The sequence below is a fragment of the Bacillus sp. SG20033 genome (assembly GCF_044570195.1).
In the GTDB taxonomy this organism is placed as follows: domain Bacteria; phylum Bacillota; class Bacilli; order Bacillales; family Bacillaceae; genus Bacillus; species Bacillus subtilis.
The window spans coordinates 1,221,807-1,235,466 of the sequence record NZ_CP172606.1 but is presented as its reverse complement, the minus strand read 5'-3'; the positions used below and the strand labels follow the sequence as shown (position 1 = coordinate 1,235,466).

Genomic DNA, 13,660 nt, shown 5'->3' with positions numbered 1-13,660 from the left:
CATATTCTATCTATATGACAGAAAGCTGAAAATCAGAAGAAATAAAAAAGCAATCCCTATTCGGGATTGCTTGATATAGATCCTGCTTAGCGGGCAGTGATATGGAAACCTGAATCAACGTGAAGATTTTCACCTGTAATCCCGCGGGACATATCGCTGAACAAGAATGCAGCTGTATCGCCCACTTCTTCAGGTGTTGTCGTGCGGCGAAGCGGTGCACGCTCTTCGATGTCTTTTAAGATAGAGTTGAAATCGCTGATGCCTTTAGCAGATAATGTTCTGATCGGGCCGGCAGAAATGCTGTTGACGCGGATATTTTCTTTTCCTAAGTCAGCAGCTAAATATTTCACACTTGCATCAAGAGAAGCTTTTGCTACACCCATAACGTTGTAGTTTGGCATCACAAGCTCTCCGCCAAGGTACGTCAAAGTGACAATGCTTCCGCCTTCAGTCATCATCGGACGTGCCGCTTTGACAACAGCAGTCAGAGAATATGAGCTGATGTTATGAGCCAAAAGGAAGCCGTCACGATTTGTGTTTAAGTATTCGCCCACAAGCTCTTCCTTGTTGGCAAACGCGATACAATGCGCGATACCGTGGATTACACCGACCTGCTCCTTAATGCTTGCGAAGCAAGTTTCGATTTCTGCGTCGTTTGTAACATCGCAAGGGAGGATGATGGAATCGTTGCGGTCTAATGTTCCGGCAAGCTCGTGAACGGATTTCTCCAGGCGTTCACCAGCGTATGTGAAAATCAAACGTGCACCCGCTTCATGTAAAGAACGCGCAATGCCCCAGGCGATGCTGCGTTTGTTGGCTACCCCCATCACAACAATGTTGCGGCCTTCAAGTGAAAAATTCATATGTATAAAGCCTCCTATATTTAATAAAGACATAGTATTAGTACCTGATCTTAATTTCTATCATATCATAACCTTGTCCAGATGAAAAGCGCATACCGTAGCAAACGCAAAAGAGATCACCATCAGCTGGTGATCTCATCGGCTTGTATTTAAGCTGTTTCGTTTAAAAGCGAAATGGTTTGTCGGCCCGTGTCCCGATCCGATGCCGAGCGTATTTTCCACCGCTTCACGGACAAAGTTGGCCGCAACCTCAAATGCCTGATGGATGCTGTCTCCTTTAGCCGTTTGGGCCGTTAAAGCTGCAGCAAAGGTGCAGCCTGTGCCATGCGTATGCTTCGTATTGATATAAGGATGGGTGATTTGCATAAACATGCTGCCATCAAAAAGAAGGTCAGTAATGTGATTGTCCTCAGGCTGGTGCCCGCCTTTGATAATGACATGCTGCGCACCCATCTTGACGAGCTGCTCTGCTGCTTTTTTCCGGTCATCCAGCGAGCTGATTGTCATTCCTGTCAGCGTTTCTGCTTCCGGGACATTCGGCGTAATCGCGTAGCTTCTTGGAATGAGCAACTCCTTTAAGGTGGCAACTGACTCATCACGCAGCAAGGATGCCCCGCCCTTTGCGATCATAACCGGATCAACAATTACACGATTGAATCCGTACTCGTCAATTTTTCTTGCCACTTCTTCAATCATGTCGGCATTCCAGAGCATTCCCGTTTTGACTGCATCCGGTCTCAAATCCTCAGCAACAGCGTCAATTTGCTGTCTCAACGCCTCTACAGTCAGCGGATGCACCCCATGAACGCCAAGCGTATTTTGAGCGGTTACCGCTGTAATCGCAGACATTCCGAATACATCAAGCTCTTGAAAGGTTTTAATATCAGCCTGTATCCCTGCGCCGCCGCCTGAATCTGATCCGGCGATTGTCAATGCTTTATATATACTCATTACACTACACTCCTTTTATTACCCGATCCATTTATGATAAATGGATTTTGCCCGGGCAATATCATTTGTTCCATGGATCAAAGCTCTGCCGTCCCGGAACAGCACCATTTTCATATCATCCGAGCGGCAGGAAATTAAATACGGGTTCGCAGCTACTTCAAGCCCGGCCTGCCTCAGCTGACCGGCAAGCGCTTCAAGATCCGCTTCTTTCGTAATAGATGATCTGATCTGCACCGTGTTCCTGCCGCACAATACAGCCGCTTTTGTTTGATTTTCATATGACAAAAACGGAAAATCCTTTGTGCCGCAGCTTGGGCATGCGTCATGTTTGAGACTGGCCGCTCTCACTTCTGACCGCTCGTTTTTCCACAAATCAAAGGAGCGCAGCACCGGCTCGCACTCCTCTCCCGTCAGCAGCTTCAGTGCATCTGTTACCTGAAAGACTGCTACCTGCAAAACAGCCGGACTGATGATGCCAGCTGTGTCACATGTTGCTCCGCCAATCGGAAGTGTATCGAGCAAGCAATGCAGGCAAGGAGTAGAACCCGGCACCACGGTAAAGGTGAGGCCGTAGCTCCCTACACAGGCACCGTAAAGAAAAGGAATCCCTTCCTTTACCGCAGCATCATTTACGATCAGGCGGGTTTCAAAATTATCAGCCGCATCCACTATAATTGATGCATCCCTAATCAGCTCGAAGATATTTTCTGCTGTCACATCCATGACAAGGCCGGTCACATCAACATCGCTGTTAATCGAACGGAGACGGCGCTCCGCAGCGGCTGCTTTCGGCATTTCTTTTTTGACATCATCTTCTGTATAAAGCTGCTGGCGCTGGAGGTTGCTCCATTCAACATAATCTCTGTCGGCAATTTTCACAGAGCCGACTCCCGCTCTCACCAGCATTTCTGCACTGGCTGTTCCGAGCGCGCCGGCGCCGATAATCACGGCGCGCGCTTCTTTCAATTTTTTCTGGCCGGATGGGCCGATCGGAGCAAACAGCTCCTGCCTTGAATACCTGCCTGTCATACAGGAAGACCTTCTCCCGGACTGCTTGCCGTTCCGTATTGCTTAAGCGGGATTCGGCCCGCCTCATAAGAAAGGCGCCCTGCTTCCACTGCGAGCTTCATGGCACGAGCCATTTTCACAGGATCGTCAGCGCCCGATACAGCCGTATTGAGCAGTACGCCATCCGCTCCAAGCTCCATTGCGTATGCCGCATCTTTAGGCGAGCCGATTCCCGCATCCACGATGACCGGCACTTTCGCCTGTTCAATAATAAATGACAGATTCAAAGGATTTAAGATTCCTTGTCCTGATCCAATCGGAGATGCACCCGGCATGATGGCATGAACGCCGAGCTCTTCCAGCTTTCTCGCCAGCACAACGTCATCCGACGTGTACGGGAGCACAATAAAGCCTTCTTCAAGAAGCTGTTCAGACGCTTTTAATGTCTCAACAGGGTCAGGCAGCAAGGAACGGCTGCATCCGATGACTTCAACTTTAATCATGTCACAAAGGCCTGACGCTTTCGCCAGCCTTGCAATCCGAACCGCTTCTTCAGCAGTGCTGGCGCCCGCTGTATTCGGCAAAAGCGTATATTTGGATAAATCAAGCTGTTCCAAAAAATTCGGCTGAGATGCTTCAAAGATGTTCATTCTCCTTACAGCAAATGTTAAAATATCAGACTCAGAAACAGCTACTGCTTCCTTTTGAATGTCAAACGATGGGTATTTCCCCGTGCCCAGCAGCAATCTTGATTGAAATGATTTTCCGCCAATTGTTAACATGCTCATCCGCCTCCTACAAAATGGACAATTTCAATGACATCACGATCACAAAGCTCAACCTCGTGATAGCGTTCTTTCCCGATTATTTCTTTATTTCTTTCCACGATAACGATTTTATTTTCAAGCTGATACGACGCCAGCAGGTCTTGAATTGTACCTGTGTCTTTTTCCCACTTCACGTCTTTACCGTTCAGCTGTAGCATCATATCTGAACCGCCTCCTTGCGATCAATTCGGAATGCGTGCAGCCAGTCTTGGTTGACCTCTTTATTCATGATGAGATCACTGATCAAAGCGCCCGTTGCTGGAGCAAGCAGGATCCCGTTTCTGAAATGGCCAGCCGCAAATAAAATACGGCTGTCCTCAGGATGTCTGCCGATGTACGGTTTTCCATCCTTTGTTCCCGGACGGAGTCCCGCCCAAAAACGATCCACCTTCATATTCTGTATAGCCGGCAGCATCGTTTTTGCTTTTTTCATAACAGATTCCAATCCGCCAAGATCTGGTGTTTCACTCCAGTCCCCCGGCTTCATTGTCGCGCCGACAACCAGTCTTCCGCTTTTTCTCGGTACGATATAGCAGTGATCATGGTAAAGCGTTTTTGTCAGCGGGATATCATCATTCCAAACGGACAGGCACTCCCCTTTTACAGGAAGAAAAGCATTGTTAAGTCCAAGCTGTTTAAAAAACATTCCGCTCCACACCCCGCTGGCAACGACAACATGATTAGCCCATACGTCTCCGCTAGGGGTCTTGATGGACAGGGCTTCACCGTCACGTTCGACATGCAGGACGGGCGTATGCTCAAAAATCTCCGCCCCAAGCATTTTTGCTGCTTTCCCATATGCCTTGCAAACAAAATAAGGCTCCACATGCACATCATCCTGAATAACAGATGCACCAAAGATGTCACCAGACGCATACGGCTCTTTTTCTAACACCTCTTCTTTTGAATGCCAGCTGACAGAGTCCAAATCGTCCATCTGTCTCAGCTGCAGCACATCTTCTTCAGAAAATGCAAGCTTAAACATACCGCCGTTATGCTGCCTGATATCCACACCGGATAATGCATAAAGCTCTTCTCCAAGACCTTTGTACAGACGCTGACTGTGCATAGCGAAATCAAAAAACGCGTCACGTTCCTCGCATTCGGCATGGGCGCCCAGCATTCCAGCAGCGGCACTTGTCGTTCTGCCGCCCATTGTTCCGCTTTCAAACAATGCGGCGCTTTTGTTTTCCTTTGCCAAATGATAAGCAATCGCGGAACCGATAATTCCGCCTCCAATCACCACTGCTTCATAATGCCTTTTCATAGCGCATCTCCTTTAGCTTGCGGGAATATCGTCTGGCTGCTTCCAAGGGCTCAGCGGAAGAGAAAATTCCTGACATAACAGCAATGCCGTCTGCCCCTGCTTGTTTTACGTCTCTTAACCTGTCTGGCGTCATCCCCCCGATGGCTATAACCGGGATGGAAATCCGCTGTTTGATATCTGACAGCAAAGATACTCCTCTGCCTTCAAGACCCTTTTTGCAATCCGTTTCAAACACATGGCCGAACAGCACGTAGTCCGCGTCTTCCTTTTCTGCTTGAACCGCTTCCTCAAGTGAATGCACCGACCTCCCGATATGAAGGTGTGGAAATCTGGCTCTGACCTGCTTCGGTGAAAAGCTGCCGCTTGGCAGCTGCACGCGGTGAATAGTAGAGAAAAGCGCAATATCCACGCGCCCGTTCATCACCAGTTTTCGTTTATCTATACCGCCTTCAAAAATAAGCTCGAGCAGTTTCAAAATATCGGCCGCCGATTTTGAATGTTCCCGAATATGAATAAAATCAACTTCATTCTGAATCGTAATGATGATTCTCGCTAGCTCTTCTACCGGCTTGCTGTCATCCGTTATGGCGTGAAGCTCCACATTCCTCCACCTCTTTTATGGCGCTGTCAGACCAGCCTTCTTTTCGATAGGCCATTCCCCAAAATTGATATTCATAGTAGCTGGAGATGACAAAATTCTCTTTCATCTTGGCACGCACTTCCTCCGTGCTGTTTTCCGCCAGCTCATCAAAGCGGTTGATTTGCTCCTCGACCTGTTGTCTAAACCAATCACCGCCATATGTGCCAATCCACTTCTGATAAATTGGATGCCCAGGATCACAATGCAGCAATTTCTCACCAACCTCGTAATAGAGCCAATAGCATGGCAGCAAGGCCGCTAAGATTTCTGCGAAATTCCCGCTCAAAACCGAACGGTACATATGGGATGTATAAGAATACGCAGTAGGAGACGGCTTAAACGCCTTACGCTCTTCCTCGCTGATTTCCAACAGCTCGGCAAACTCCCGATGAAGCGCCATTTCCGCCTCATATGTACCTTGGGCATGGCTTGCCATCCGCCCCGTTGTATAAAGATCCTTCGCATAAGCGGCGCCAAATGACTGCACCTTTGCAAAATGCGTTAAATAATAGGAATCCTGAAGTACGTAGTATTTAAAACGGTCAATCGGAAGCGTTCCGTCACCGATTCCTTGAACGAACGGATGGACAAAGCTCCCCTCCCACCATTCTGCGGCTGCACTGCGGCATTCTTCTGAAAACTTCACAAATCATTCCCCCTCTGAAAATAAAAAAACCACTTTCCCGCAAGGAAAAGTGGTTTGGAATTGGCATAGTAAAATAACACAAATACCGCTCCACTTCCCTACGCAGGTCTGAACCTGTTCAAGTTATGAGGGTCTAAAAGTCACACTTTTATCTCAGCCCTTATGAAGGACACCCCTAGTGGTTAAACGAATACATATTGAATTGTTCTGCACCTCTATATTAACACGAATCCTTATTTGGTCAAGATTTATCCTTCCAATGTTTTCTTAAGATCCGTTACGTACCCCCGAGATCCGGTGACAATTAAACGGTCTCCAAGTTTCAGCCTTGTATCCCCATGAGGAACAATGCTGTCCACACCTCTGAAGATCCTGACAAAGATGACGTCACCTGTTAAAGGGAATTCCCGTAAAATGACACCATCATATTTACTGTTCTCCATATTAATTTGATACAGCGAAGACTCTTGGTTCGTGAGCAGCTTCATGACGCCAGGCGCTTCAATCAGTGCGCGAAGCAGCGTTTTTGTCGACAGCAGAATAGAAAAAATGCTGATTCCCTGCTCCTTCAGAGCTGCTTCATGCTCCGGTGATCCTACGCTTGCAATTACTCTTTCTGTGCCTTTTTCTTTTGCAAGTAATGCAATGTCTGCATTCATATCTTCATTTCCTGTCGCCACAACGAGGATATCCGTTTCAAAAATGCCGAGTGATTCAAGCGTCTCGTGTTCATAGTCAGAAATTGTTTCAACAGCAAACACTGATTCTGACAGCTTTTCCTCCGCATTCTCTTGGTAGACGTGTACAACACGCACGTCATACTCTTCCTCTGGCAATTCAAGTGTAACAGGCAAAGTCATTTGATTGGCGCCAATGAACGTAATCGTCTTTTTCTCCTCCGGCTGCTCTTCCCGTTTGTATAATTTTTTAAAACAGATCGGCGTAAAAATACTTGCAATGACGGCTACTAAAATTAGCGCTCCTGACATATTTGCGCTAATCACGTGAAGCTGCTGGCCGATTGTTGCAGCGGCAATCACGAGCGAAAGCGTTGATGTCAGCAAGAAACCAGACGCGAAAATGGTTCGGTTATCATACCACTTCTTTAAGTACATGACAGGAATGATTTTGCTGACTAACAGCGCCAGCAGCAGGAGCGGAATCATGATTAAAATTGTTTTATCCTGGAAAAGAGTCCAAATATCAAGTTTCACACCGACCATCACGAAGAAAATCGGTATTAAGAACCCATAACCGAATGAGTCCAGCTGCTGAACAAGTTCTTTGTTTGGCGAAAGCAGGGAAACAAGAACCCCCGCTAAGAAAGCGCCGAGAATATTTTCCGCCCCAAGTGATTCAGACAGGGCAACGAGTACAATAATTAACGTAAAAATGGCACGCGTCCCGATCTGGATCGTCCCTTTTGACATGGACTGAACAAAAGAGCGATGTTTGAAGACCCGGCCGAAAAAGTAAAGCACCACTCCGGCCGCAAACAGAATCATCAGGAGCCACATGTTTCCGCTGTCCTCTCCGTATAAAGAAGAAAAAACAGCAAGAAGAATCATCGTGGCCAAATCAGCAATAACAGCAACAAGCAAAATAATCTGCCCGATATTCGAATTCATGATCCGTTCTTCTTTTAATGTTGGAACGACAACGCCTAATGAAATCGTTGAAATAATCAGGGTCATCAAAAATGCATTTTGGATAAATCCGGCCAAGACGAACCCATAGGACAAGAGCAATGATAAAATAAAAATACCGACGAAAATAACAGATGCCGCAGCAAACGTATTCGGCGCTTCCTTGCCATTCGGCAGGAACTGCTTTTTCTTTCCTTTCTCAAACGACGAAAAATCAATTTCAAGCCCGCTTAAAAACATTAAAAAGATAAATCCGAGCATAGAGAGTGTCTGGAGCCAGGTGTCACCCTCCACAACTAAATTAAGGCCGCTTTTCCCAATTATCAGCCCCATAATGATTTCAGCAACAACAACCGGGATGCTGAGTTTAAACCGATGCAAAAGGATGGGTGTCAAAAATGCAACGATAAGTACAACAACTAAAGATGCGACAGATGTATGCGCCATAATCAGAACCTCCTTTTTAAGTCAGGGTTATGCTAGTTCTCACTCAGAGAACAAAACCTCATTTTTAAAAAACATAACGCGATTTTAACAAGGGTGATGATGAAAAATAAAGTGATAAGGTCTTAATCCTGTTTAGAAAATGATTCTTCTTCTATAATTTGCACATAAAAGCTTGTGATGACTCACAACACTTTGCTTCATAATAAATAAAACAATCGGTAAGGAGGATACCGCATGGCTTACGATATCATCAGCGATATTCATGGCTGCTATGACGAAATGACTGCATTAATCCAAAAGCTTGGCTATACAATCAAAAATGGAGTACCTGTCCATGAAGAAGGCAGGGTGCTTGTTTTTGCCGGAGATTTAACTGACAGAGGGCCCAAATCGATAGAGGTCATCCGATTTGTAGCCGGCGCTTACGAAAAAGGCGCTGTGCGTTATGTCCCGGGAAACCATTGCAATAAATTATATCGTTACTTAAAAGGAAATCCGGTAAAAGTGATGCATGGTCTCGAAACAACAGCAGCAGATCTTGAAAAACTTTCCAAAGATGAGAGAAAATCAGTCAGCGAACAGTTTATGAAGCTGTACGAAACAGCGCCGCTTTACGACATCTTACATAATGGAGAATTAGTTGTCGCCCATGCTGGCATAAGAGCTGACGATATCGGCAAATATACCCGCAGAGTGAAGGACTTTGTGCTTTACGGTGACGTGACGGGTGAAACATATCCGGACGGCAGACCCGTCAGACGTGATTGGGCGGCAGCCTATAATGGAAAGGCTTGGGTGGTATACGGTCATACACCTGTGAAAGAGCCTCGGAAGGTCAATCGCACCATCAACATTGATACAGGCTGCGTGTTCGGAAATCAACTGACTGGCTTTCGCTTTCCAGAAATAGAAACCGTCTCTGTTCCAAGCTCCCTGCCTTACGACGAATCAAGATTTCGCCCCATATAAAAAAGGAGAGAATCAATGATTCTCTCCTTTTATCAGTTTTCTCATATCCTGAGGCAGTGGAGCATGAAACGTCATGTTCTCCTGTGTCAGCGGATGGATAAATGAAAGATGCTCGCTGTGCAGAGCCTGTCGGCCAATTTCCTGTCTCGTTCCGCCGTACAGTGTATCGCCGCACAACGGGTGCCCGAGATAGCTCATATGAACACGAATTTGATGGGTTCGTCCAGTCTCAAGCTGCAATGCCACCGAGGTCATGTCTTCATTTGCACATGTGACGTAAAAATGAGTAACAGCCTTCTGGCCGTCTGGCGTTACCGTCCGTTCAATAATACTGTCAGGATGTCTGCCAATCGGAGCATCGACTGTTCCCTCCATCTGTGCCATCCGCCCGTGAACCACTGCTGCATACCGGCGTTTCACAAGGCCGTTTTTTTGCGCAGACGATAAAATGGAGTGGGCAAATCGATGCTTGGCAACAAGCATGACACCTGATGTATCCCGGTCTAGCCGGGTGACAAGATGTACTGTCGCCCTCACTCCGGTTGTTTGATAATGATCAATAATTCCATTGGCAATGCTGCCGGAGGGGTGCTCTCTCGAAGGGATTGATGACACATACGGCTGCTTGTTTATCACAAGCACATGTTCATCCTCATAAAGGATATCGAGCGGAACAGGCTCTGCCAACAGCGTCTCGCTCACCTGTTCCTCAGGAAACTTCACGATAAGAAGATCTCCCTCTTTCAACACGTATTTGACCGTCACATGCTCACCGTTAATCTGCAGGTCTCCCCCGCCAAACTTAATATCGGTCAGCAGACGTTTCGAAATTCCCAGTTCACCGGCATATTCTTTTACAGTCATCCCGTCCTCAGCGGAAGTAATGTTCTTTCTGATAAAAAAATGCTCCACGATATGTCCTCTTTCTATTCACCTTTTCCAATAAACGAATCCTGGACTCTTTTCCAAAATGGAAACGGACGGAATCTCGCAAACCGCACTTTTTCGGATGCAACCTGGCAGCGGATCGACTTTACATCCTTATGGAGAAGGGTTAAATGGTCAATCGTCACTTGAAAGTCAACTTCGTTTCTCGGCTTAATCATGCAATCATGATGGGATGGGAGAAGCAGAGGTGACCCGACCGTACGGAACACGCGGTTATTAATTGAAGCCATTTCCGCAAGCTGGATCGCCCTGATTGACGGATGGATAATCGCTCCGCCCAGCGCCTTATTGTAGGCTGTGCTGCCTGACGGAGTTGACAGGCAGAGGCCGTCGCCCCGGAAGGTTTCAAAGAGCTGCCCCTTGATTTCCACATCAGCAACAAGGCTTCCTTCGATGCTTTTAATCGTACATTCATTCAAAGCTAAGTATCTTTCTTCCCGCTCGTTTTCGTGATAGGTCACAATGACTTCGAGAAGCGGATATTCGACTGTATGATACGGCGTTTTCGCGATGGCAAGAACAAGTTTTTCAATTTCATGAGGAACCCAGTCGGCATAAAAACCCAGATGACCTGTGTGAACGCCGACAAATGCTGTTTTGTCCAAGCGGTCGCTGTATCTGTGAAAAGCATACAAAAGCGTTCCGTCGCCTCCGACTGAAATAACGATTTCCGGTTCATTTTCATCCAGTTCCATATCAAAATCCAATAAATACGCCTGTATTTTGCTTTTCAGCGTATCAGAAACTTGATCTCCTTTTGATGATACGGCAAATTTCATGCTCTTCTTCCCCTTTACCTATTGTTGCTCGCTTCCTTTTTTCTTTCTTGAAAAGGCAGCTTGAGCTTCCTGTACTTCACCCCTGATCTCCGACATCTCTTCATCAAGCCGGGAAGCCGCTTCAGAAGCGCGCTGAAGCCTTAGTTTTACTTTTTCAGGAATGTTTCCGCTGTATTTATAATTCAATGAATGCTCAATGGTCGCCCAAAAATTCATCGCCAGTGTACGGATCTGTATTTCCACGAGAACATGCTTTTCTCCGGATACCGTCTGCAAAGGGTACAGCACAACAAGATGATATGACCGGTATCCGCTCTCTTTATGTTCCGCAATATAATCCCTCTGATCCACAACGGTGAAATCTTTTCTGGCAAAAAGCATCTCTTTTACGATTTGGATGTCATCGACAAATTGGCACATGATTCTAAGGCCAGCGATATCCTGCATGGTTTCAATTTCATGCAGCGGTATGCTTTTCCGTCTCGCTTTTTCAAGTATGCTCGCCACAGGCTTGACGCGTCCGGTCACAAATTCGATCGGTGAATGGTCGTCCTCGTATTCATATAGTGTGCGGATCCCCTTGAGCTTCACTTTCAACTCTTCGACAGCCTGGCGGTACGGCACTAAAAAACGCTCCCATTGTTTGTCATCCATCATACATCCCCCAATTCCGAACCAGTTTCTATAAAAACACGCGTTTCACTTTTTCTTCCATTTCTTCTCCATAGTTTGCATTATCCTTTATATTTTCTAAAAGATATTCCAGCTCCTCATGCAGGCCTGCCAGTTCAATTGTTTGGTTTCCTGCCTCTAAAACAACCGGTATTTTTTGTGCATGGGCCTGCTTCAGTTCCGGCCATACATGTTCCTTTATAATGACATATTCAAAAGAATCAGCTAATTCAAGTATGTATACAAAAGCAAAGTGGTCAGAATCAACAAGCATTTGACCTGACGGCTTGCGTTCCGCTTCGTTTCCTTCTGTCTGACAGGCAAGGCGAAGCTGATCATCCGATAATGTTGCATTCAAAATTTCGATTCTGTTTTGCATAATGCTCTCCTTTTTTAAACAAAGTACAGATTCATTTTATCATATCGAGCTCGATATTGATAAACCTAACATCTAAAGAGATAATAGTAAAAATAAGATTTACAGGGCGGAAAGGAAGAGCATCATGAGCCAAGAAATTGAAATCGAATTTAAAAACATGCTGACCAAACAAGAATTCAAAAACATAGCAGCGGCACTCCAGCTGACAGAAAAAGATTTTACAGATCAAAAGAATCATTATTTTGATACAGACAGCTTCGCGCTGAAACAAAAACATGCTGCGCTTCGTATCCGCAGAAAAAACGGAAAGTATGTCCTTACATTAAAGGAGCCAGCTGATGTGGGGCTTCTGGAAACGCACCAGCAGCTTTCAGAGGTATCAGATCTCGCTGGATTTTCAGTTCCCGAGGGCCCTGTGAAGGACCAGCTGCACAAGCTTCAGATCGATACGGATGCCATTCAATACTTTGGATCTTTAGTAACAAACCGTGCGGAAAAAGAAACAGAAAAAGGCTTAATAGTTTTAGACTACAGCCGATATTTAAATAAAGAGGACTATGAAATTGAATTTGAGGCGGCGGATTGGCATGAGGGCAGACAAGCCTTCGAACAGCTGCTTCAGCAATTCAGCATTCCTCAGCGCGAAACCAAAAATAAAATTCTGCGTTTTTATGAAGAAAAACGAAAGTCTATATAAGGTGGAATGACATCGTGAATGTAACGAATTGGGCAGCATTACTTCAGCTTCAGGCATTACAGTCCATATCTAATGTACGCAGCAGCACGGACACTCAGAATACGGAAAGCCCGCTTTCAAGTTTCAGTTCTTTGCTCAGCCAATATACAAACGGTCTGACATCTCAGCAATCAGCACCTTCTTCATCGCCAAGCCCGCTCAGCATGCTGAACAGCGCGAATACAACAGCGCCGTCACTGCTTTCAGCGTATGGGCTTAACTCATATACGAGCAGCAATTCAGGTTCAATCACAAAAGCGGCAGAAAGCACTAAAACAGCTGCTGCAGATTCAGCTTCAAACAAACACGAAGCAAATCAGATTAGTTCGGGAGACTTTTCTATTGACAGTGCGATTAAAAAAGCCGCTGATAAATATGGCGTTGATGAAAAACTGATCCGTGCCGTCATCAAACAGGAATCAGGCTTTAATGCAAAAGCGGTCAGCGGAGCAGGTGCGATGGGCCTCATGCAGCTGATGCCGTCAACAGCAAGCTCACTTGGCGTTTCCAATCCGCTTGATCCACAACAAAATGTGGAAGGCGGAACGAAATATTTAAAACAAATGCTGGATAAATACGACGGCAATGTGTCTATGACCTTAGCGGCTTACAACGCCGGACCGGGGAATGTTGACCGGTACGGAGGCATTCCTCCTTTCCAAGAAACGCAAAACTATGTAAAAAAAATAACTTCAGCTTATTACGCGTAACCAGAGGTGCTCTTTCCCTCTGGTTTTTTTGCGGAGTGAAATCTTACGCATTCCTGATTTTTATGTGATATGATATGAAATACAAACCCCGGCTGTCAGCCGAAATGAGTCATCAAACGCATAAAAGGCAGTTTGTTTGTAGAAATGATGCCTTGTTGCTAAAATAAATCTA

16 protein-coding genes and 1 riboswitch are annotated in these 13,660 nt (G+C 46.0%); of the genes, 3 read left to right on the top strand and 13 right to left on the bottom strand.

The genetic code is table 11. The features are described from left to right. Window positions 1–86: 86 nt before the first annotated feature. The 9 genes from fabI to ACFVP7_RS06355 form a co-directional block, all read right to left on the bottom strand. A complete protein-coding gene (gene fabI / locus ACFVP7_RS06395) occupies window positions 87–863 on the bottom strand; it encodes an enoyl-ACP reductase FabI (RefSeq protein ID WP_003232896.1) in 777 nt (258 codons plus the stop codon). Between the two features lie 135 nt (window positions 864–998). After that, window positions 999–1,814, bottom strand: coding sequence for a bifunctional hydroxymethylpyrimidine kinase/phosphomethylpyrimidine kinase (gene thiD, locus ACFVP7_RS06390; protein WP_014479462.1), 816 nt, complete (start codon window positions 1,812–1,814; stop codon window positions 999–1,001). Between the two features lie 18 nt (window positions 1,815–1,832). Then, window positions 1,833–2,843, bottom strand: a complete 1,011-nt coding sequence (gene thiF / locus ACFVP7_RS06385; protein ID WP_033883575.1) for a thiazole biosynthesis adenylyltransferase ThiF — start codon at window positions 2,841–2,843, stop codon at window positions 1,833–1,835. Beyond that, complete coding sequence (gene thiG / locus ACFVP7_RS06380) at window positions 2,840–3,610, bottom strand: thiazole synthase (protein WP_010886483.1); 771 nt, start codon at window positions 3,608–3,610, stop codon at window positions 2,840–2,842. Before thiG ends, thiF begins: the two co-directional genes overlap by 4 nt. After that, window positions 3,607–3,807, bottom strand: a complete 201-nt coding sequence (gene thiS, locus ACFVP7_RS06375) for a sulfur carrier protein ThiS (RefSeq protein WP_072173897.1) — start codon at window positions 3,805–3,807, stop codon at window positions 3,607–3,609. Before thiS ends, thiG begins: the two co-directional genes overlap by 4 nt. Further along, the gene (thiO, locus tag ACFVP7_RS06370; protein ID WP_338733237.1) at window positions 3,807–4,916 is read right to left on the bottom strand and encodes a glycine oxidase ThiO; all 1,110 of its coding nucleotides are present in this window, start codon (window positions 4,914–4,916) and stop codon (window positions 3,807–3,809) included. Before thiO ends, thiS begins: the two co-directional genes overlap by 1 nt. After that, window positions 4,900–5,517, bottom strand: a complete 618-nt coding sequence (gene tenI, locus ACFVP7_RS06365) for a thiazole tautomerase TenI (RefSeq protein WP_338733235.1) — start codon at window positions 5,515–5,517, stop codon at window positions 4,900–4,902. Before tenI ends, thiO begins: the two co-directional genes overlap by 17 nt. Further along, a complete protein-coding gene (gene tenA, locus ACFVP7_RS06360; protein WP_003232909.1) occupies window positions 5,492–6,202 on the bottom strand; it encodes a thiaminase II in 711 nt (236 codons plus the stop codon). The genes tenI and tenA overlap by 26 nt, the downstream gene beginning before the upstream one ends. Window positions 6,203–6,280: 78 nt before the next feature. After that, a riboswitch (TPP riboswitch) is annotated at window positions 6,281–6,389 on the bottom strand. A 61-nt stretch (window positions 6,390–6,450) separates the two neighbouring features. Next, window positions 6,451–8,295: a monovalent cation:proton antiporter family protein gene (locus tag ACFVP7_RS06355; protein WP_015715673.1), complete on the bottom strand. Its 1,845-nt coding sequence runs from the start codon at window positions 8,293–8,295 to the stop codon at window positions 6,451–6,453. A 234-nt stretch (window positions 8,296–8,529) separates the two neighbouring features. On the opposite strand from ACFVP7_RS06355, the gene prpE reads away from it, so the two are divergent. Next, on the top strand, window positions 8,530–9,264 hold the full coding sequence (gene prpE / locus ACFVP7_RS06350; RefSeq protein ID WP_338733231.1) for a bis(5'-nucleosyl)-tetraphosphatase PrpE: 735 nt from the start codon (window positions 8,530–8,532) through the stop codon (window positions 9,262–9,264). A gap of 12 nt (window positions 9,265–9,276) precedes the next feature. Here prpE and ACFVP7_RS06345 read toward each other — a convergent pair whose 3' ends face one another. The 4 genes from ACFVP7_RS06345 to ACFVP7_RS06330 are packed head-to-tail and all read right to left on the bottom strand — an operon-like array spanning window position 9,277 to window position 12,042. Beyond that, the gene (locus ACFVP7_RS06345; RefSeq protein ID WP_166668892.1) at window positions 9,277–10,176 is read right to left on the bottom strand and encodes an RluA family pseudouridine synthase; all 900 of its coding nucleotides are present in this window, start codon (window positions 10,174–10,176) and stop codon (window positions 9,277–9,279) included. A gap of 14 nt (window positions 10,177–10,190) precedes the next feature. Continuing rightward, on the bottom strand, window positions 10,191–10,991 hold the full coding sequence (locus ACFVP7_RS06340; RefSeq protein ID WP_003232918.1) for an NAD kinase: 801 nt from the start codon (window positions 10,989–10,991) through the stop codon (window positions 10,191–10,193). Window positions 10,992–11,009: 18 nt separating this feature from the next. Beyond that, a complete protein-coding gene (yjbM, locus tag ACFVP7_RS06335; protein WP_003245294.1) occupies window positions 11,010–11,645 on the bottom strand; it encodes a GTP diphosphokinase in 636 nt (211 codons plus the stop codon). Between the two features lie 28 nt (window positions 11,646–11,673). Continuing rightward, on the bottom strand, window positions 11,674–12,042 hold the full coding sequence (locus ACFVP7_RS06330; protein WP_024573346.1) for a hypothetical protein: 369 nt from the start codon (window positions 12,040–12,042) through the stop codon (window positions 11,674–11,676). A 124-nt stretch (window positions 12,043–12,166) separates the two neighbouring features. Between ACFVP7_RS06330 and ACFVP7_RS06325 the strand changes: the two genes are divergently transcribed. Both ACFVP7_RS06325 and cwlQ read left to right on the top strand, forming a co-directional pair. Next, entirely contained in the window at window positions 12,167–12,739 is a 573-nt protein-coding gene (locus ACFVP7_RS06325) for a CYTH domain-containing protein (RefSeq protein ID WP_338733225.1), read from the top strand. A 14-nt stretch (window positions 12,740–12,753) separates the two neighbouring features. After that, window positions 12,754–13,488, top strand: coding sequence for a bifunctional muramidase/murein lytic transglycosylase (gene cwlQ, locus ACFVP7_RS06320; RefSeq protein ID WP_338733223.1), 735 nt, complete (start codon window positions 12,754–12,756; stop codon window positions 13,486–13,488). Window positions 13,489–13,660: the final 172 nt, after the last annotated feature.